This window comes from Serinicoccus shuyuelongi, assembly GCF_045032955.1.
In the GTDB taxonomy this organism is placed as follows: domain Bacteria; phylum Actinomycetota; class Actinomycetes; order Actinomycetales; family Dermatophilaceae; genus Ornithinicoccus.
This window is the reverse complement of sequence record NZ_JBJFZU010000002.1, coordinates 278,388-297,193: the sequence shown is the minus strand read 5'-3', so window position 1 is coordinate 297,193 and position 18,806 is coordinate 278,388. Positions and strand designations below refer to the sequence as shown.

The 18,806-nt window shown below is 72.3% G+C and carries 21 protein-coding genes and 1 riboswitch; of the genes, 9 read left to right on the top strand and 12 right to left on the bottom strand.

The features are described 5' to 3' along the window. Window positions 1–44: 44 nt before the first annotated feature. Entirely contained in the window at window positions 45–743 is a 699-nt protein-coding gene (locus ACI3EY_RS01585; protein WP_405038536.1) for a hypothetical protein, read from the bottom strand. Window positions 744–752: 9 nt separating this feature from the next. After that, window positions 753–2,006: an MFS transporter gene (locus ACI3EY_RS01580; protein WP_405039185.1), complete on the bottom strand. Its 1,254-nt coding sequence runs from the start codon at window positions 2,004–2,006 to the stop codon at window positions 753–755. A 66-nt stretch (window positions 2,007–2,072) separates the two neighbouring features. After that, window positions 2,073–2,267: riboswitch (cobalamin riboswitch) on the top strand. A gap of 39 nt (window positions 2,268–2,306) precedes the next feature. On the opposite strand from ACI3EY_RS01580, the gene ACI3EY_RS01575 reads away from it, so the two are divergent. The 5 genes from ACI3EY_RS01575 to ACI3EY_RS01555 all read left to right on the top strand — a co-directional run bounded on the left by ACI3EY_RS01575 (window position 2,307) and on the right by ACI3EY_RS01555 (window position 6,998). After that, window positions 2,307–2,738 (top strand): acyl-CoA thioesterase, encoded by a 432-nt coding sequence (locus ACI3EY_RS01575; protein WP_405039184.1) that lies wholly within the window; start codon window positions 2,307–2,309, stop codon window positions 2,736–2,738. Between the two features lie 24 nt (window positions 2,739–2,762). Next, window positions 2,763–3,809, top strand: a complete 1,047-nt coding sequence (locus ACI3EY_RS01570) for a homocysteine S-methyltransferase family protein (RefSeq protein WP_405039183.1) — start codon at window positions 2,763–2,765, stop codon at window positions 3,807–3,809. 110 nt (window positions 3,810–3,919) lie between these two features. Beyond that, on the top strand, window positions 3,920–4,186 hold the full coding sequence (locus tag ACI3EY_RS01565; protein WP_405039182.1) for a hypothetical protein: 267 nt from the start codon (window positions 3,920–3,922) through the stop codon (window positions 4,184–4,186). Beyond that, a complete protein-coding gene (locus tag ACI3EY_RS01560; RefSeq protein WP_405039181.1) occupies window positions 4,183–6,423 on the top strand; it encodes an alpha/beta hydrolase in 2,241 nt (746 codons plus the stop codon). Before ACI3EY_RS01565 ends, ACI3EY_RS01560 begins: the two co-directional genes overlap by 4 nt. Then, the gene (locus tag ACI3EY_RS01555; protein WP_405039180.1) at window positions 6,420–6,998 is read left to right on the top strand and encodes a hypothetical protein; all 579 of its coding nucleotides are present in this window, start codon (window positions 6,420–6,422) and stop codon (window positions 6,996–6,998) included. The genes ACI3EY_RS01560 and ACI3EY_RS01555 overlap by 4 nt, the downstream gene beginning before the upstream one ends. A 102-nt stretch (window positions 6,999–7,100) precedes the next feature. Here the strand turns inward: ACI3EY_RS01555 and ACI3EY_RS01550 are convergent, their stop codons facing one another. The 3 genes from ACI3EY_RS01550 to ACI3EY_RS01540 all read right to left on the bottom strand — a co-directional run bounded on the left by ACI3EY_RS01550 (window position 7,101) and on the right by ACI3EY_RS01540 (window position 9,395). Beyond that, window positions 7,101–7,532: a hypothetical protein gene (locus ACI3EY_RS01550; RefSeq protein WP_405039179.1), complete on the bottom strand. Its 432-nt coding sequence runs from the start codon at window positions 7,530–7,532 to the stop codon at window positions 7,101–7,103. A gap of 807 nt (window positions 7,533–8,339) precedes the next feature. Next, window positions 8,340–9,029 (bottom strand): class I SAM-dependent methyltransferase, encoded by a 690-nt coding sequence (locus ACI3EY_RS01545; protein ID WP_405039178.1) that lies wholly within the window; start codon window positions 9,027–9,029, stop codon window positions 8,340–8,342. A 12-nt stretch (window positions 9,030–9,041) separates the two neighbouring features. Next, window positions 9,042–9,395, bottom strand: coding sequence for a TraR/DksA family transcriptional regulator (locus ACI3EY_RS01540; protein ID WP_405039177.1), 354 nt, complete (start codon window positions 9,393–9,395; stop codon window positions 9,042–9,044). A gap of 177 nt (window positions 9,396–9,572) precedes the next feature. Here ACI3EY_RS01540 and ACI3EY_RS01535 point away from each other — a divergent pair, with 177 nt between their 5' ends. After that, complete coding sequence (locus tag ACI3EY_RS01535) at window positions 9,573–9,902, top strand: histone-like nucleoid-structuring protein Lsr2 (RefSeq protein ID WP_405039176.1); 330 nt, start codon at window positions 9,573–9,575, stop codon at window positions 9,900–9,902. An 18-nt stretch (window positions 9,903–9,920) separates the two neighbouring features. Here the strand turns inward: ACI3EY_RS01535 and ACI3EY_RS01530 are convergent, their stop codons facing one another. Continuing rightward, window positions 9,921–10,331, bottom strand: a complete 411-nt coding sequence (locus ACI3EY_RS01530) for a hypothetical protein (protein ID WP_405039175.1) — start codon at window positions 10,329–10,331, stop codon at window positions 9,921–9,923. Between the two features lie 116 nt (window positions 10,332–10,447). On the opposite strand from ACI3EY_RS01530, the gene ACI3EY_RS01525 reads away from it, so the two are divergent. The 3 genes from ACI3EY_RS01525 to ACI3EY_RS01515 all read left to right on the top strand — a co-directional run bounded on the left by ACI3EY_RS01525 (window position 10,448) and on the right by ACI3EY_RS01515 (window position 13,116). Beyond that, the gene (locus tag ACI3EY_RS01525; protein WP_405039174.1) at window positions 10,448–11,113 is read left to right on the top strand and encodes a dihydrofolate reductase family protein; all 666 of its coding nucleotides are present in this window, start codon (window positions 10,448–10,450) and stop codon (window positions 11,111–11,113) included. Between the two features lie 133 nt (window positions 11,114–11,246). Then, on the top strand, window positions 11,247–11,654 hold the full coding sequence (arr, locus tag ACI3EY_RS01520) for an NAD(+)--rifampin ADP-ribosyltransferase (protein ID WP_405039542.1): 408 nt from the start codon (window positions 11,247–11,249) through the stop codon (window positions 11,652–11,654). 67 nt (window positions 11,655–11,721) lie between these two features. Then, the gene (locus tag ACI3EY_RS01515; RefSeq protein ID WP_405039173.1) at window positions 11,722–13,116 is read left to right on the top strand and encodes a cation:proton antiporter; all 1,395 of its coding nucleotides are present in this window, start codon (window positions 11,722–11,724) and stop codon (window positions 13,114–13,116) included. On the opposite strand, the gene ACI3EY_RS01510 is transcribed toward ACI3EY_RS01515, so the two are convergent. From ACI3EY_RS01510 to ACI3EY_RS01485, 6 genes are all read right to left on the bottom strand, one after another. Further along, window positions 13,089–14,357, bottom strand: coding sequence for a DUF2254 domain-containing protein (locus ACI3EY_RS01510; RefSeq protein ID WP_405039172.1), 1,269 nt, complete (start codon window positions 14,355–14,357; stop codon window positions 13,089–13,091). The genes ACI3EY_RS01515 and ACI3EY_RS01510 overlap by 28 nt on opposite strands. A gap of 10 nt (window positions 14,358–14,367) precedes the next feature. Next, window positions 14,368–14,544: a hypothetical protein gene (locus ACI3EY_RS01505; RefSeq protein WP_405038520.1), complete on the bottom strand. Its 177-nt coding sequence runs from the start codon at window positions 14,542–14,544 to the stop codon at window positions 14,368–14,370. Between the two features lie 53 nt (window positions 14,545–14,597). Then, complete coding sequence (locus ACI3EY_RS01500; RefSeq protein WP_405039171.1) at window positions 14,598–16,142, bottom strand: ATP-dependent DNA ligase; 1,545 nt, start codon at window positions 16,140–16,142, stop codon at window positions 14,598–14,600. Between the two features lie 279 nt (window positions 16,143–16,421). Next, on the bottom strand, window positions 16,422–17,291 hold the full coding sequence (locus ACI3EY_RS01495; protein WP_405039170.1) for a 5-oxoprolinase subunit C family protein: 870 nt from the start codon (window positions 17,289–17,291) through the stop codon (window positions 16,422–16,424). Continuing rightward, complete coding sequence (pxpB, locus tag ACI3EY_RS01490) at window positions 17,288–17,920, bottom strand: 5-oxoprolinase subunit PxpB (RefSeq protein ID WP_405038517.1); 633 nt, start codon at window positions 17,918–17,920, stop codon at window positions 17,288–17,290. Before pxpB ends, ACI3EY_RS01495 begins: the two co-directional genes overlap by 4 nt. A gap of 8 nt (window positions 17,921–17,928) precedes the next feature. Further along, complete coding sequence (locus ACI3EY_RS01485) at window positions 17,929–18,708, bottom strand: LamB/YcsF family protein (RefSeq protein ID WP_405039169.1); 780 nt, start codon at window positions 18,706–18,708, stop codon at window positions 17,929–17,931. Window positions 18,709–18,806: the final 98 nt, after the last annotated feature.

Below are 18,806 nucleotides of genomic sequence, written 5' to 3'. Positions count from 1 at the left end.
ACGGCATAGGTCCATCGGGTGGGGAGCAGGAGGCCCGGGGTGGCTCACGAGCGCGTGCTGAGCTCCTGCAGCCGGTCGACGATCTCTGCGAGAAGGACGTCACCGTGCGCGCCCATCCTCGTTCCTGCGGAACCGCTCGACGAGTCCAGGTCCAGCCATCGGCCGAAATTGTCCGTCACGGTCACCTCGAGCGTGTCACCTTCCTGGTCACCGACGAGCTGAGCAGCGAACGGCCATCGACTCCGGGATCGGGGCGTCCAGTCCCATCCGCCCATGATCCGCAGCCAGGCCCGGGAGCCGTGCCGCAGGGACGCCGTGCCGTCGTCCGGCTGCCCCGTCGTCCGCCACGCGGACACCTCGGTCAGGTGCGCGGCTGCCCTGGCCGGGTCGACCCAGGGCACGACGCTCGCCCGTCGGTAGAACCCACCTCCGTCACGGTGACCCACCACGACGGAAGATCTCTCGTCCGACCGCGTTTCCCCGGTCTGCTCCGAGGCGTGTTCTTCGCGGTCATCGGCACCGGTGGACGATGACGACTTGTTCGCCAACCGTGTGTTCATCTTCGTGTTCACCCACAGCATCCCCGGCACGAAGATCGCCGCCCAGACGAGGCTGGAGATCACAGCGCTGACCAGGGGGCTTCCCATGAGCATCGAGATTCCGAAGTACACCGCGGCGGCACCGACGAAGAACACCACCAGAACGGCGGCTCTGCCCTTCCGGAAACGTCCCTGCACAGCCATACGAAAACCCTACGCGTCAGATCGGTCGTCCTCCGCGTCGGACATCCGCGCCTGCCGGTACGGAGACACGGTGAGGACGACCGCAGCAAGGGTCAACCCGGCGATCCCGGCCCAGATCGCCGTCCGGTTCCCGTAGCTCGCGGCCAGCCACCCGCTCAGCGGTGCGGCCACGACGATGGTGCCCCAGTTGAGGGAGCGGATCGTCGCGTTCATCCGCGCCCGCAGACGGTCCGGGGTGACGGCGTTGCGGTAGCTGAGGTCCAACGGCCCCTTCAGCCCGCTGGCGGTGCCGTACAGCAGCTGGCCGACGACCAGCAGCACCAGACCGGCCTCCCCGACCGGGGCCAGGGCGACCAGGACGAAGGCCAGCGGCGTCAACCAGTCGGCGAGGCAGGCGATGACGCCGAGGCCGAACCGTTCGGCCAGGAATGGGGTGATCCCGGCGGCGACGACACCGGCCACCCCGGCGCAGGCCAGCGCGAGGCCCACCTGCACCGGGCCCAGCCCCAGGTCGACGGTGGCGTAGAACACGAGCACGGTGAGGATCGCGGAGTTGAAGAAGAACCAGACGTGCAGCGCGACGGCATACGGGGCGAGCACCCGGTGCGTGTAGACGTAGCGGGCGCCCTCGCGCAGGTCACGCCAGATCCGCCTCCTCCCTGCGGGCGGCGGCACGTCCTCGGTGACCCGGATGGTCGACACGAGGACGGCCGAGACCGCATACGTGGCGGCGTTGACGAGGAGAGCCACCGGCGCGGTCACCACCCGCACCAGGACCCCGGCCAGCAGCGGGCCGACGGACTCGGCCGCGGTCATCGACTGCTCGATCCGGGCGTTCGCGCTCGGCAGCAGACGGGTGGGCACCAGCCGGGGCAGGAAGGACTGGTGCGCGGTGATCGAGCACATCGACGCCGCCCCGAGGACGAACATCAGGGCCGCCACCAGCGGGATGGTCAGCAGGTCCAGCACGCCCAGCACCCCGATGGCGCCGAGGGCGAGCGCGCAGGTGGCGTCGGCGGCGACCAGCACGGGTCGCCGCCGCACCCGCTCGATGAGGACACCGACGACGAGGCCGAAGAGCAGCATCGGCAGCTGCTGCGCGGACCGGACGATGCCGAGGTCCACCTGGTCGGCGTCCAGGGTCTGGATCAGCAGCAGCTGCAGGGCCAGGCCCGAGGTGAAGATCCCCAACCACTTGACGGTGTCCGAGAGCCAGAGCCGGGCGAACGGCGGGTAGCTGATGACTCCCCGTCCGCTGCTCACACGCCGACCCTAGGCCAGGCCCGCCCGGTGAACCGTGGGCACCGACACCATGACGCGCGGCGTCGCCTACCATCGCGGTGTCGAGGTCCTTCCGCCAGCGGAAGGCCAAGAGGGAAGCCGGTGAAGATCCGGCGCTGCCCCCGCAACTGTGAGCGGTGAGCCGCCCCCAACATGTGTCACTGACCGGGAGTCCGGTCGGGAAGGCCCGGGGAACGGCATCGACCCGCGAGCCAGGAGACCTGCCTCGGCCGTGTCGATCCGCCCGGCGGGGTGCCCGGGCCAGAGCGGAAGCAGGCTCCCATGTGGGAACGACCAGAACAACCACCCGCCATCCGCGTCACCGCCATGCCGGCGCACACCAACATGTACGGCGACATCTTCGGTGGGTGGCTGATGAGCCAGATGGACCTCGCGGCGTCCTCCGTCGCCTCCCGGCACGCCCGCGGCCGAGCCGTCACGGTGGCGGTCGACGGCATGTCCTTCCACCAGGCGGTGGTCGTGGGCGACGAGGTCTCGGTGTATGCCGACCTCACCGAGGTGGGACGCACCTCGATGAAGGTCTCCGTCCAGGCCTGGGCCCGTGAGCGGCACGAGGGCGAGCCGGCCCTGGTGACCCGCGCGGCCTACACCTTCGTGGCGGTGGGGGCGGACCGGCGCCCACGACCGGTGCCCCCGCTGACCGGACCTCCCGCTGAGGCCGCACCGCCCAGCGCATCCCTCGCCCGCACCTGACCGACCCGACCCTTGGAGACAGACATGACATCGACCACCTTCACCGAGCGCCTGGACCAGGGCACCGTGCTCTGCGCGGAGGGCTTCCTCTTCGAGCTGGAACGGCGCGGCTACCTCAGCGCCGGCGAGTTCGTTCCCGAGGTCGCGCTCGAGCACCCGGACGCGCTGCGGCAGCTGCACCTGGACTTCCAGCGGGCCGGATCGGACGTCGTGGAGGCGTTCACCTACAACGGCCACCGGGAGAAGATGCGGGTGATCGGCAAGGAGGATCTGCTCGAGCCGCTCAACCGGTCGGCGCTGCAGATCGCCCGCGAGGTCGCCGACCGGCGACCAGGTGACCTGATGGCCGGCAACATCTCCAACAGCAACATCTGGGACCCGGCCGACACCGCACGCCAGGGCGAGGTCCGCGCCATGTTCGAGGAGATGGTCGGCTGGGCCGTCGAGGAGGGCGCTGACCTGATCGTCGGCGAGACCTTCTACTACGCCGGGGAGGCGCTGGCGGCGCTCGAGGTGGCCAAGGCCTCCGGTCTGCCCGTCGTCATCACGCTGGCGCCGATGGCCTTCGAGGAGATGGCCGATCAGGTCGGCATCGTCGAGACCTGCCAACGGCTGGAGCAGGCGGGCGCGGACGTGGTCGGGATGAACTGCTTCCGCGGCCCGTCGACCATGCTGCCCTGGCTGCGTCAGATCCGGGAGGCGGTCTCCTGCCACGTGGGCGCGCTGCCGATCCCGTACCGGACCACGGACGAGGAGCCCACGTTCTTCAACCTCGGTGACGAGCGTGCCGTGGTCCCCTCCCCGCACGGCCGGACGTTCCCGACCGCCCTGGACCCCCTCGCGTGCAACCGCTACGAGATCGGGGCCTTCGCCCGGGAGGCGCACGCCCTGGGCATCACCTACCTGGGTGTCTGCTGCGGCGCCTCGCCCATGCTGGTCCGTGAGGTGGCTGAGGCGGTGGGCCGCACCACCGAGGCCAGCCGCTACTCCGAGCGCATGCAGAACCACTTCATGTACGGCAGCAGCACCCGGTTGCCGGAGCACATCGTCGCGCTCGGCGACCGCGCCTGACCACCCCCGCCGGTGACCCTCCCGCGCGAGGGTCACCGGCATACACCCTGGTCACGGGGCCGGGACCAGGTTAGGTTGGGTGCAGGTCGACGTCATCGGAAGGGGAGGGTATGCCGCACGCCGACATCGAGGCCACCCGCGCCGCCGCGCAGCGCCTGGGCGAGGGGGCCGACGCGCTGGCGACGGGGCGCGGCGAGATCAGCGTCGCGCCGGTGACGCAGCAGCTGACCGGCAGCAGGACCGCGGACCTGCTGGCGCCGGTGCAGACGCAGGCACGGCTGCGGATCAGCGACGCGGGGCAGGAGCTGAGCACCCTCGGCACGGCGTTGGACACCCTCGCCGACAACGTGGCGGCCGCCACCGGGGAGTCGCCGTGAGCCTGGGCATCGACCCCTGGATGGTCAGCGACGCCGAGCCGGTGCGCACCGCCGGGGGCACCCTGACCAGCGCGGCGGACCTGGTCTCCCAGGAGCGGGCCACCGTGCGCACCACCCTCGGGCAGGCGGCGACCGCGCTCGGGTGGGAGGGCCGGCTGACGGACCGTGCAGAGGAGACCAGCTCGGGCTCGCAGGACGCGTTCCGCACCCTGGAGCAGGACCTGGACGCCGGCGGCCGCGCCCTCGTCGACCTGGCCGACGCGATGACCGTGCACGGCGCCACGCTGCGGACGATCCAGTCCGACTGGGACACGCTGCAGGGCGACAGGCCGCAGACCGAAGTGCGCGGGGACCTCGGCGAGCAGGTCGAGGTCACCGACTACGAGGAGCTGCGGCGGCAGGAACAGGCGCTGCGGGACCGCGCCCAGGCCCCGATGGAGGACCTGCGGACCGCGGACCGGGCCTGCCACGGCAGCCTGGTCGCGGTGGAGAGCTCCCTGCGGGCGCTGGTGCCGCACGGCTCCTCCTCGACGTTCACCCGGTCGCTGGTCCCGGCCGACGCCTGGGGGGTCTTCCGGGGGCACGGCGTGGTCGACTCCCGTGCGGAGGAGGGGCTGCTCGGTGAGCTGCCGGACCCTCCGACCGCGCAGGACATCCGCTCGCTGCTGGACCAGCTGGACCCTGGCCGGGTGGAGGCCTTCCTGGCCCGGCACCCGGGTCTGCTCACCGTGCTGGCGCAGGACTACGCCCCGGAGGACGTCGACGACCCTGTGCTCTCCGGGCTCTGGGACGCGGTGGGCGACCTCGACGCCGACGGCATGGTCGCCGACCCCGCAGCCATCGAGGACATCCGCAGCTACTGGGGTGAGCTGACGCCGGTCGAGCAGCGCCGGATGCGTCTGCTCTACCCCGCGTTCATCGGCCGGCTGGACGGCATACCGGTGGAGCACCGGGCCGGAGCCAACCGGGTGCTGATCCAGAGCGCGATCGACGCCGAGGAGGCGCGGCTGGCCGTCCTGGAGTCGATGCCGGACAACGACGACGTCCGGGAGGACGTCACCGACCGGCTGTCGGGCATCTACCCGGACTGGCTGGCCGACCTGGTCGTCGACGGGTTGACGCACGACGAGGCCCAGACCCTGCTGACCGACTTCCGCCTGCGCGACCAGGAGCTGGCCCGGTCGCGTGCCCGGCTGGGGTTCTACCAGGAGCTGCTCGAGCCGCAGCCTGCCACCCGCAGCAGGTTCGCCGACGTCACCGACGACGCCGGGGTGATCCTGCCCGCGGACGCCCGCGCGGTGCTGCTCTTCGACCCTCGCGGGGACGGGCGCTTCGCGGAGTGGCACGGGGAGTTCGACAGCGAGAACGTCGCGGTCTTCGTGCCAGGTACCACGACGGACATGTCGAACATCGGGAGCTACGCCGACCGCATCCTCACCCTGGCCGACGAACAGGACACCAGCTCGATCACCTGGATGGGGACCGACCTGCCCAACGCGGTGGCCGGCGACGCCACCCAGACCCGCTACTCGGAGGACGGTGGCCAGGCGCTGCTGCGCTTCGTCGAGGGTCTCGGTATGTCGGAGCGCACCGTCACCGCGGTCGGGCACTCCGCGGGGGGCGGCATCGTCGGGTTCGCCGACGTCTTCGGTATGGACGTGGACCGGACCCTGCTCATCGCCCCGTCGGGATCGGGGTTGGGGCTGCACCGGCCGATGCCGTTCCCGATGGACCCGTGGGGCGCGGAACCGACCACCCCGTCGGAGTACCCACCGCAGACCTGGGACGGTGAGGCCCGGGACGTGCAGCGCTTCACCCAGACCGCCCCCGGGGACAGCATCCACCTGGCCCAACGGTCCGAGGACGTGCGCTGGTGGGTCGGACTGCCGGAGGACTGGGGGCACGGCGACGACCCCAACTCCTCCGACCAGTTCATCCGGCTGGAGACCGGCCGCTTCGACGACGGCACCCTGCTGGAGGGGTTCGGGTCGCACAGCCACGTCGTGGAGCCCGGGACGGACGCCTGGCGCAACTTCATCGGTGTCGTCACGGGAGGCGACGTCATCCCCTACCAGGAGGAGGGCTTCTGGCTGGGTCGTGACAACGTGTACGACGATGCCGACTACCCCGGGACCGACCCGGTGCCGATCGAGGAGCTGATGTCCGTGTGGGACCTGGAGCAGCCGATGATCATGGCCCCGGGTCCCCTGGAGGGCAGCTTCGGGGATCCCCCGTGAGGCGCCACGGCGCGGCGCTGGTCCTGCTCGCCGGGCTCCTCGGCGGCTGCGCCCTCACCGGGGGCCCGGACCAGGAGAGCACCACCCCGGCCGGCCCCACCACCGAAGGAGCGAGCGTGAGCGAACGAGTCGACGAGGCCACCGCGCGAGAGCAGGCGCCGCGGGTGCGGGCGATCCTGCAGGACCTGTGGGACCAGTTCGACCTGGAGGACAAGCCGCCCCTGGACGAGGAGGCGGGGGACGGTGGGGACACCCGGATGTGCACGCTCGACGTCGACGACCACATCACCGCCTGGGCGGAGCGTGCCGGGCTGCGGGTGTCTCAGGGGGAGGACGTCGAGCTCGAGGAGGAGCAGGCCCAGCTGGTCCGGGCCTGGCTCGACGACAACGGGTGGGAGCGGATCGACAGCCCGGCCCCGGACAGCTCCACGGTGACCTACCACCGCGACGAGGAGGGGTTCACCGTGACCGTCGCTCCCCAGGACGACGCCCGGGTCTTCCTCGACGTTTCGTCACCCTGCTACGACGAGCAGGGCCAGCGCGTGGCGGGCACGACCTCCAGTCCGGACGCCTGAGAGCACCCCACCAGCGAGTGCGGTCACCTTAGCGGGACCTTCATCGCGCTATAGGGCGATGAAGGTCCGGCTACCCCGACCGCACTCCGGGTGGAGGGGCGTTCAGGACCGCGCGTTGTGCTCGCGGAACAGCTCCGCAGCAGTGCCGAGATCCGGGGGCAGGTCGGGCATGCCGAGGCCCCGCATCACGTCGGCGTATCCGCCGTCGGCCGTCTCCACGAGGACCGCTATCGGATAGTGCACGAGCGACTCATCACTGCCACGACCGTTGCTCAGCAGGAAGAGGGAGTCCCGCCCCTCGACGACGCCGGGTCGACAGGGCTCGGCCTGCAGATCGACCGCCACGGCCACCATGTCGATGGACCCGCCCACCTGGGCACCGAGGTCGTCGGTGATGGCGACGGTCCATTCGTCGGCTCCTGCCGGGGCGCCCTTGCTCGGTGCGCGTGTGCTGCGTTCGGCGACGCCGACGACGACCACCTCCGTGTCGATGAGGGCTTCCTCGACCCTTCGGTAGATGGGCCCGTCTGCCATGCACGTGCCGAGCGTCTCGGTCGGCGGCCCCTGCCCGGCGTCGGTCTCCGTCCGCTCTCCGCAGGCAGTGAGCGAGAGAACCCCGATCACCGCCATTTCCACCACGCGGTGCTTCCGCATGACCTCCGACCTCCTGCTCTGAGGGGTATGCCGCGAACGCGGGCCTCGTTGCTCGGACGCGCCACCACCGCCGTCGTTCCATCGGGTCCCTCACGACCGAGGCGCCACCGGGGGAACGGTGGGCGAGTTCCACCCGTCCGAGTGTCATGCCTGCCCGTCAGCACGCCGCCGTGGCGGTGGCGGCGCTCCTCCTCACGATCGGTGACCGGGCACCTGCTGACGCCGCCTGTGCGGGCCCCCAGACGGAGGTCATCCCCATGGTGGCCGCACCGGGGGACACCGTGACCGTCCGTGGCACGGCGTTCGGCACCGAGTGCAACGATGCCGGGTCTCACACCGAGGACGGTTTCCTCGGGCCTCCCGCCACCGACATCACCGTCACCTTCCAGCAGGAATCCCGGACGTGGCTGGTCGCTCGGGGCGACGCCCACGACGACGAGGGCAGGACCTTCACCGCCGTCGTCGAGGTTCCCCGAGACGCCCTGCTCGGGACGGTCACCGTCGTCACCGAGCCACCGTCATACTCCGAGAACCGCCCGCCCGGGGGGACCGGCGACCCACCCACGACCTTCGTCGTGATGGGTCAGGCGCTCCCGTCCACCGTCGGCGACGTGTCGGCCGTCACCTTTCTACCCCCGCCACCTGCACTGCTCGCGGTGCGCGATCGCCTTTCCCGGATCTTTTCCCTCACGGACGTTCGAGAGCGAAGAACAGGAAGCACAGGAACGCCTCTCCCCGCATCGGTGGCAACAACGCTGCCGGGGTGCCCGGGGCCGGCGGCGGCTCGCTGAGGGTCGTGATTCGGAAGCCCGCCGTGGTGAACGCGTCCACCATGGCGTGCAGCGGGCGGTGCCAGAACGTGAGCTCCGTGGTCCGACCGTCGAACGTGTACTCCTCGGAGTACTCGGTCACCGCGAAGTAGTCGGCCTTCGGGTATTCGATCGGGTAGGCACCCGGATGGTTGACCGAGACGAGCAGGCGTCCGCCGGGACGCAGCACCCGCCGCAGCTCGGAGAGCGCCACCGACCAGTCCTGCAGGTAGTGCAGGACGAGGGAGGCGACGACCACGTCGAAGGCGGCATCCTCGAACGGCAGGGGCGCACCGAGGTCCGCGACCCGCAGGTCGACCTCCTCACCGAGGCGCCCTCGTGCCAGGTCGACCATGGCCGCACTCGCATCGACACCGCTGACGTGGGCACCGCGCGCCAGCAACTCCGCGGACAGCGGCCCGGAACCGCAGCCCGCGTCCAGGATCCGCAGGCCCGTGACGTCGCCGGCCAGCCGCAGCATCTCGGGACGTTCGTACCAGGCGTTGAACAGGTTGGACTCGTTCTCCGTGGAGTATGCGTCCGCGAAGCCGTCGTAGTCATCGGTCACCCGTGAACCTTCTCACCTCGTGGGTCGTGCGCTCGCGTGCGGCACGCACGTCACGGCGGTGGGCCGCGCCTCCAGCCTGGCCGGGTCGATCGGCTCACCACACACGTCGCACCGGCCGTAGCTCCCCTCCGCGACCCGTCGCTGCGCCGCCTCGACGTCCTGCAGGTGGGCACGGGCCTGGTCGGTCATCGCTGCCAGCTGGGCGCGCTCGTAGGCGATGGTCTGACCCTCGGGGTCGTGCTCGTCATCGGCGTTGGAGTCGCGAGACGCGTCGACGAGGGCGGCCATGTCATGGGTGAGCCGTGCAAGATGCGTGGTCAGGGCCTCGTGCTCGGCGACCAGACGAGCCGCAGGGTCGCTCGTCAAAGCCTCATTGTCGGAGTCGGCAGGCGTGGGCATGGTGTGATCTCAACCTCTGTCCGGGACCCACCATTCCGGGTGGGCGTCAGGTGATGCGACAGATTGGCGCTGAACAGACCTTTCACCCTTTAGAATGTGGTTTCTTCTTCTCTCCAAGGTGTAGGAGCCACAATGGTGCAAAAGGTGAAGACCATCCTTGTCTCGGACCTCTCGGGAAATGAGCTCGGCCAGGACGGGCAGACCGTCAAGTTCGGCTTTCTCGGTGCGGACTACGAGATCGACCTCTCCCAGGACGAGGCCGATGAGTTCGCGAACGTGCTGCAGACCTACGTCAAGGCAGGGCGTCGTGTCGGTGGTCGCCGCCAGTCCGGCAGCGCCCCCACCACCCGTCGCGACCCCTCCCAGACCAAGGCGATCAAGTCCTGGCTCGACGAGCAGGGTCTCGACTACCCCAAGCGTGGCCGCCTGCCCCAGGACCTCATCGACCGGTGGGAGAGCGCCCACCAGCGCTGAGCCCACGCGGGACGTGCCTCATCCGTCGCGGCGGGCACGCCAGGCGGACAAGCCCACCACGGCTGCGGTCGGCGTCCAGATCGCCCGCTCCGGCAGGGACGGCGACACAGCGTTCATCACGGTGGCGATACCCATCAGCCCGGCAACCCCGGTCAGGAGGTGCCGACGCAGCCGCACCGGCGTGCGCGGGCTCGCCACCGTCACCGCCAGCCCGGCGTAGAGGGGCACCGCCCCGGCGCTGATGCGTCGGAGTCGGTAGGGCAGGACGCCGGGATGTCCACCCCCGTAGCTCGCCCGACCCCACGGGGCACCGGCGGCGAGCCCGAGCTGGAAGATCGCGAGCGCCCCCAGCCCCGCGGCGGTGACCCACCGCTCCGGCGACCGGTGTCGGGTCGCCGACCATCTCCGTCCTGCTCGCGCACCGCTCATAGGGCCCATCATGGCCGATCCGCGACAGGGGCGGCGCGATCGAGCAGGAACCGATGAGTATGCCCTCCGACCCGGGTCAGTGACACCAGAACGACCCCGCCTGTGCAGGAGCACCGATGTCACGCACCCTGATCCACAACCTGTCCATCTCGCTCGACGGCTTCGCGACCGGTGAGCCCCAGTCCGCCGAGGCCCCCTTCGGGCATGCGGGGCAACGTCTGCACGAGTGGGTGTTCGCCACCCGGTTCTGGGCGCTCCAGACCTCCTCGGACGACGCTACGGACGTCGGTGGGTCCGTCGGCGTCGACGACGCGTTCGCCGGACGTCACGGCCTCGGTGTCGGGGCCGAGATCATGGGCGCTCACAAGTTCGGTCCGCCGGGGTGGCAGGACGACCCTGACTGGCGGGGGTGGTGGGGACCGGACCCGCCGTTCCACACCCCGACCTTCGTGCTGACCCACCACCGGCGACCCCCGATGGTGATGGAGGGTGGGACCACGTTCCACTTCCTCGACGCCTCGCCCACCGAGGCCCTGGCCACCGCCCGGGCGGCGGCCGGCGGCCTCGACGTCAGGATCGGGGGCGGCCCCACCGTGGTGCGCGACTTCCTCGCCGCACGGCTCGTCGATCATGCGCACCTGGTCCAGGTGCCGGTCGTGCTCGGCCGCGGCGTCCGACTCTGGGACGGCCTGGAAGGACTGGAGGACGACTACACGGTCGAGGCGGTCGCCTCGCCCAGCGGCGTCACCCACCTCACCCTCACCCTCCGGAGCGACACGTGACCGCGCAGCCGAGGTGGAAGCCCGGCTGGAGGGAAATAGCGCTACGAATGACTCCCGTGCCCGTGCGTCGGGCGGACCGGTGAGCGACGACCCCGGTGGGCGGGCGCCGGTCACCCTCGACAGCTGCGACCACGTGCAGGGTCCGTTCTTCCACGGCACCCGGTCCGCCGTCCCGCTGGGCACCGAGCTGGTCCCCGGCCGGCCGTCCAACTTCCAGGCCGGCCGGGTCTCGAACAACATCTACTTCAGCGCGCTCCTGGACACCGCCGTCTGGGGCGCAGAGCTGCCCGGGGCCCTCGTCGGCAGCCGGGAACGCGGTCACATCTACGTCGTCGAGGTCACCGGCCCGTTCGAGGACGACCCGAACGTGACCGACAAGCGGTTCCCGGGGAACCCCACCGCGTCCTACCGGACCCGGCACCCGCTGCGGGTCGTCGACGAGGTGCACGACTGGCAGGGCCACGACCCCGAGGTGCTGCAGGGGATGCTCTCCCACCTGGCACAGCTGCGGGAGCAGGGTCTGGACGTCATCGAGGACTAGCCGTCCTCACCACCTCGGGGGACCTCGCCGCGCGGCGCGGGGCCCCCGACGGTGCGACACTGGCGCCATGAGCGTCGACGCCGTCTTCCTGCTGGGGGGACTGACGCTCCTGGTCGCGGTGATCCTGCCGACCATCCTGGCGCGGGCGTGGCTGTCGGCCCCGGTCGTGCTCATCAGCCTCGGCTGCCTGATCGGCCTGATGCCTCTGCCGAACGGTTTCGTGCTCGACCCGGTGGACCAGCGGGACACGATCGAGCACGTCACCGAGCTGACCGTGCTGCTCGCGCTGATGGGCGTGGGCCTGGCCCTGGACCGGCCGCTGTCGTTGCGCCGTCCTTCCGGCTGGCCGACCTGGTCCGCGACGTGGAAGCTGCTGGCCATCGCCATGCCGTTGACCATCGCCGGGGTCTTCCTGGTGGGCTGGTGGGGGCTCGGTCTGGCGGCGGCCCCGGCGCTGCTGCTGGCCGCAGCCCTGGCACCCACCGACCCCGTCCTCGCCGCCGACGTGCAGGTGGAGGGCCCCCGCACCCGGGCGTCCCGGTCCACCGACGACGACGCCGAGGGCGCCGGTGAGGACGAGGGCGAGCAGGAGGTCAGCGAGAAGGACGAGGTCCGGTTCGCCCTCACCTCCGAGGCGGGGCTGAACGACGGTCTCGCCTTCCCCTTCGTGTATGCCGCGATCTTCCTCGCGACGACGGGTCCGGTGGCGGAGTGGGGCCTGCACTGGGTCGCCTGGGAGCTCGTCGGCAAGGTCGCCATCGGGGTGCTCGTCGGTCTGCTGGTGGGTTGGGGCCTGGCCCGGGTCGCCTTCCGCGCCTCCGGCCTGGCCGCCCGCGGCGAGGTGCTGCTCGGGCTGGCCGCGATGCTGACGGCCTACGGCGCGGCCGAGGTCGCCCAGGGCTACGGCTTCCTGTCGGTCTTCACCGCGGCCATGGCCATCCGGGCGGCGGCGCGGACCCACGAGTTCCACGAGCACATGCACAGCTCCATCGAGCGCCTGGAGCGGCTGATGACGCTGGTGGTGCTGCTCTTCGTCGGGATCAGCCTCACCGACGGCGCCCTTCGGTACCTGGACTGGCGCAGCGTCCTGATCGCGACGTCCCTGGTGCTGCTCATCCGTCCGCTCAGCGGCTGGATCGCCCTGAGCGTGGGTCACTGGCGGGTGCACGACGAGGTGCACCGGCCGCTGGAGCGTCGGGAGCGGGCGATCACCGCCTTCTTCGGCATCCGCGGGGTCGGCACCCTCTACTACCTGTCCTACGCGCTGAGCGAGACCACCATCGAGGACGAGCGGTGGCTCTGGGCCACGGCCCTGTTCACCATCGTGCTGTCGGTCCTGGTGCACGGGGTCGCGGCGACCCCGGTGATGCAGCGTCTCGAGGACGCCCGCGAGAGGCTCGAGGACCGCCGCCGCGACGACACGCCCGGCCCCGGTCAGGAGGCGTTCGGCGCGACCAGCTGATCCGCGGAGCCCAGCCCGGACGGATCGGCCAGCATGGCCTGCTCCCGGTCCGTGTCGGTCGCCGAGCGGGCCTCCGCCAGCTCCCGGAGCAGCGTCAGCTGCTGCTCCAGAGCGGGCCGACGCACCTCCGGTGCCACCCGCAGCAGGTCCTCCAGCGCACTGGTCAACCGGCGGGACACCTGCGGGGACCCGGCACCGGCCTGGCGGATCTCGTCGAAGGCCAGCCGCACGTACCCCTCCCACTGCAACGTCGGGACGGTCACCCGCACGGTGCCGGCGGCATCGGCATACCTGCCGTCGTGCAGCTCCCGCTGCACCAGCCGCCGCATGATGTCGTGCAGCCGGTCGACGGCCTGCACCACGGTGGTCGGGTCGGCGAAGGGCCCGTCGGACAGCGACCGGCCGGCGATGTCGACCAGCAGCCGGATGCCGTAGGCGACGTCCTGGTTCAGGGTGCGCTCGGGGCCGAGCACGACGCACCGGGCCACCGCCGTGCGGGGCAGCGCCGCGGGCTCACCGACGACCCGGACCAGGGCCGCGCCGGTGGGGACGAAGTCGCCCACCGCCCACAGCACCTCCAGCCGGCAGTCGGCGGCCTGTGCCATCGCGACCAGCCGCTCGTGACCGATGGTGAAGACCACCCCGGCGTGCTCGGCGGTGATGAGGTCCGGCGCGAGGTCCGGCGGCTGCCCGCCGTCCGGGTAGACCTTCTTCAGGGTGGCGATGGTGTCCTGGGCGACCCAGGCCACCAGCGCGGCGGTGCGCAGCGACTGGGCGATGTGGTTGAGGTACCAGACCAGGGTGCCGATGCAGGCGATCACCAGCACGATCGCGACCACCACCGCCAGCCCCGGCACCGAGCCACCGTCCGGCTCGCTGCGCACGTGCCGCATCGCCAGCAGGGAGTGGGTGAAGGTGCCCGCGAAGAGGCCGATCGCGAGCTGGCTCGGCCGGTCGTGCAGCACCTGCCGCACGATCCGCGGCGAGAACGTGCCCATCGCCAGCTGGACCGCCACCACCACCAGGGAGAGCAGGATCGCGGTGAGGGTGAGCATCGCGAACGAGATCAGGTAGAGGATCTGCAGGGCCGCCGTCGGGTCCCCGCTCACGCTCTGCGGGACCATGCTGCCGTCGTCGATGGTGGTGGTCAGCAGGGACACACCGATCCCGACCAGCACGCACAGCAGCGGCACCAGCCACAGGCTGGTCATCAGGTAGTGGGCGATCCGGAAGCGGATCATCGGGCGACGCTCAGCCCGGGGTCTGCTGCGAGTCGTGCCGGGTGCCCTCGGGGTCCTCGGTCCGCTCCAGCGACTCCTCGAGGATGGCCTCGGCCTGCTCGTGCGAGGCGTCGCTGCCCACCGCGGCCTCTTCGGGGAGGAGCCTCGCGCGGGTGTCGACGTCGTGCTCGTCCGGTGTCTGCGTCATACCTCGAGACGGTACTCCCGAACGCCGGACCGGGCGGCCGCCGACGACGCCGCTCAGCGCAGCGAACCCAGGCCGTCGGCCTCCTCGGCGCTCTTGTCGTCCCGGTAGCGCAGCACCCGGGCGAACCTCAGCGCCACCCCGCCCGGGTACCGACGGGAGGTCTGCACCGCGTCGTAGGCCACCTCCACCACCTGCTCGGGACGCACGTGCACGACGTGTCCCTCCCGGTGCGTCTCCAGCGCCAGGAACCGCTCGGTCTGCCAGGTCAGGGTCGCGTCCGTCATCCCCTTGAACGTCTTGCCCACCATCACCAGCTCCCCGTCCTCGCCCCGGGCCGCCAGGTGGATGGTGGACAGCCAGCCCTGCCGTCGGCCGCTGCCCCACTCGACCCCGGTGACCACCAGGTCGGCGGTGCGACGCGGCTTCACCTTCACCCAGCCGGCGCCACGACGACCGGCCGCGTACGGGGCCTGCGGGTCCTTGACGACGACGCCCTCGTGGCCGCGGGCCACGACCTCGTCGAAGAAGGCCTGCGCCCGGGCCGGGTCGGCGGTCTGCACGCGGTCCACGACCAGGTCGGGGGCAAGCCCGGCGAGCGCCTCCCAGCGCACCGAGGCAGGTTCGTCGACCAGGTCGCGTCCGTCCAGGTGCAGCAGGTCGAAGAGGTATGTCGTCACCGGGGTCGTGCGCGCCAGCTCGGCCGGGTCGGTGCGGCTGGCGGTGCGGGCGCCGGTCACCTGGAAGGGTGCGGGACGCCCGTCGGGGTCGAGCACGATGACCTCGCCGTCCAGCACCGCCCGCCGTGCCGGCAACCCGGTGACCGCCTCCACCACCTCCGGCAGCCGGTCGGTGATCTCCTCCAGGCTCCGGGTGAACAACCGCACCGGGACCTCGGCGTCGCGGTCCAGGTGGACCTGCACGCGGATCCCGTCCAGCTTGAGGTCGAGGGCCAGCTCGGCACCGCCGTCGACCGCGGAGGCGACGTCCGGCTCGGAGCCGGCGAGCATCGGGCGCAGCGGGCGACCCACCTCCAGGCATACCTGCTGCAACGGGGCCTCCCCACCCTCCAGGGCCGCCCGGGCCACCGGGCCGGGGAACCCGGCGAGCATCACCGCGCGCCGGACCAGCGCCTCCGGGACGTCGGCGGCCCGGGCGATCGCCGGCAGCAGCACACCGTCGCCGGCGCCCTGGCGCAGCTCGCCGGTGACCAGCCCGACGAGCCACTGCTGCTCGGACGCGGTGGCCCGGGCAAGCAGGTCACGCACCTGAGCGGCGCGGGTGGCCGCGGAGCCGGACCCGGCCAGCTCGTGCAGGGCGGTCAGCGCCCGGTCCACCTCGGACACGGTCAGCGCCGGTTCCACGGCCGGCTCCGGGAGCTCGCGCAGCCCGCGCCAGCCGACGCCGACGGTGCGTTGCGGCAGGGTCCCGGCCAGGTAGTCCGCCACCACCTCGATCCGCCGGGCCGTGTCCGCCGGGTCGTCGCCGGGCTCGGGGGTCCCGGAGTCGCGCAGCGTCCGCGCCAGCAGGTCCACCTTCTCCAGGCGCGACCGCGTGGCCCGCACCCGCTCCGACGTCGTGGTCACCCGGTGCAGCAGCATGGCCACCATTCTGGGTCAGGGCACCGACGGACGCGCCCCGGATGTCTTGACCAAGTTCATACCCGAGGCATACCCCACCTTTGCCGGGTGCTCTATAGCGTTGCCGGTGACGGCCTTCGGGTCGTCCGAGCACTCTCCGCGGTGAGGGTCGGAACGGGCAGTCAACCCCTGCAGGCCCGCGTCCACATGACCTCCGCCGCACGGGAGGGCGGAGTGTTCGTCGAGAAGGGCGCGCTGGCTGTCACGGGACCGGCGCGTCCTTCCTCGCGTCCCGGCGTCTCACACCCAGCGCAGGGTGACCGACCGACCGGGCGGGGTCTGGGCGAGCCGGTCGGCACCCACCTCGGTGAGCACCCCCACCACCGGGTAGCCGCCGGTCACCGGGTGGTCGGCACCGAAGACCACCGGACGGCCGTCCCCGGGCACCTGGACGGCGCCGCGCACCATCGGCTCGCTGGGCAGCTCGGCGTCCTGGTATGCCTCCGCCCGCACCAACGGGGGCCCGTCCAGCCGGGTGCCGACCCGGTCGCTGCGGTCGGTGACGGTCCACGCGGCGGCGGCGAGCGCCGCGGGGTCGGCCAGCCAGTCCCGTCGCGGACCGGGCAGCACGTCCAGGACGAGCGGGTCCGGGGCGGGCCCGGGCACCGCCTGGTCGACGAACGGCAGGCTGCTCGGCGGAGCCCCGACCGGCAGCCGCTGCCCGGCCCGGACCGGAGGCGGGCCGAGACCGGAGAGAGTGTCGTGGGACCGGGAGCCCAACGTCGCGTCCACGCTGATCCCACCCCGGACGGCGAGGTAGCTGCGCAGCCCTTGAGTGGGGTTCCCCACGGCCAGCTCGGCACCGTCCGGGAGCAGGACGGGGGCACCGTGCGGCACCCGGGACCCGTCGACGGTCATCGGGGCGAGGGCTCCGGTGAGGCACACGGTGAGCTGACCGACCGCGCGGACCCGGAGCCCGCCGAGCAGGATCTCCAGCCCGGCCCGGGACTCCTCCTGGGCGAGCAGCCGGGCACCGAGCCGGTGCGCGGACCGGTCCGCGGCACCGGAGCGGCCGACCCCGACGTCCGCGACGCCGGGACGGCCGAGGTCCTGCACCAATACCTGGGGGCCGACAGCCAGCACCTTCAACGCACGCTGCCCGGGGTTCATCCGGCCACCTCGAACCGGACCGCGGTGCCCGGGCGCAACAGCGCGGGCGGGTCTCGGTCCTCGTCGAAGAGCAGCACGTCGGTGCGGCCCAGCAACTGCCAGCCGCCGGGGGAGGAACGCGGGTAGATGCCGCTGAACTCACCCGCCAGCCCGACCGACCCGGCCGGCACGGAGGTGCGGGGGGTGGACCGCCGCGGCACGTGCAGACGCGGGTCCCCGCCCACCAGGTAGGCGAAGCCGGGGACGAAGCCGATGAAGCCCACCCGCCACGAGGTCCCGGTGTGCGCCCGCACCACCTCGTCCTGGTCCAGGCCGGTGAGCCGGGCCACCTCGGCCAGGTCGGGGCCGTCGTAGACCACCGGCAGCACCACCGGCTCCCCGCCGGGCTCCTGCGTGGTGGTCCCGACCTCGGTGGCCGCGAGCAGCTCGGCCAGCCCGCTGCGCACCCCGGGGAGCTGCCGGGGGTCGTGCACCCGGACCAGCACGGTCCGCGCGGCGGGCACGGTCTCGGCGACCGTCCCCCGCCAGGGCGCCGCCTGCAGGGCGGCGCCGAGCGTCAGCACCTCCTGGGTGCCCGCCACCTCGACCAGCACCGCGTCCGCGCCCATCGGCAGCAGCCGTCCGCGCATACCCGACCTCACCGGCCGCCGGGACTGGTGGACGTGGCGAACGGGGCGACCTCGAGGCCGGCACCCTCCAGGCCGGCCCGCACCGCGCGGGCCATCTCGACCGCGCCGGGGCTGTCCCCGTGGGTGCAGATCGAGGCGGCCGGCACCTGCACGTCCGTCCCCTCCACGGACGTGACCCGCCCCTCGCGCACCAGCCGGACCATCCGCCCCGCCACCTCGACCGGGTCGTGCAGCACCGCCCCCGGCTGCCCGCGGGGGACGAGCCGGCCGTCCGACAGGTAGGCGCGGTCGGCGAACGCCTCGGTCACCACCGGGGTCCCGGCCGCTCGCGCCAGCCGGGAGACGAGCGAGCCGTCCTGGTGCAGCAGGGGCAGCTGCGCGTCGTAGCGGCGCAGGGCGCGCAGCACCGCCTGCGCCTGCGGCTCGTGCGTGCCGACCGCGTGGTAGAGGGCGCCGTGCGGTTTGAGGTAGGCGACCCGGGTGCCCGCCACCCGGCACATGGCCTCCAGGGCGCCCAGCTGGTAGAGCACGTCGGCCTCGAGGTCGGCCGGGTCCGCGTCCACGAAGCGCCGCCCGAACCCGGCCAGGTCCCGGTAGGAGACCTGGGCCCCCACGACGACCCCTTGTTCGGCCGCCGCCGCCACCGTGCGCTGGAGGGTCCGTGGGTCCCCCGCGTGGAAGCCGCAGGCCACGTTGGCGCTGGTCACCACCCCGAGCATGGCCTCGTCGTCGCCGAGGGTCCAGGCCCCGAACGACTCCCCCAGGTCCGCGTTCAGGTCGATGCGCATGCCTCCGACCCTAGGGGCAGCCTCCGACGGGCGCCCGCGGTGAGGGGGTTAACCCCCGCAGACCTCGGGGGTGCACTGCCTCACCCGCGCACGCAGGG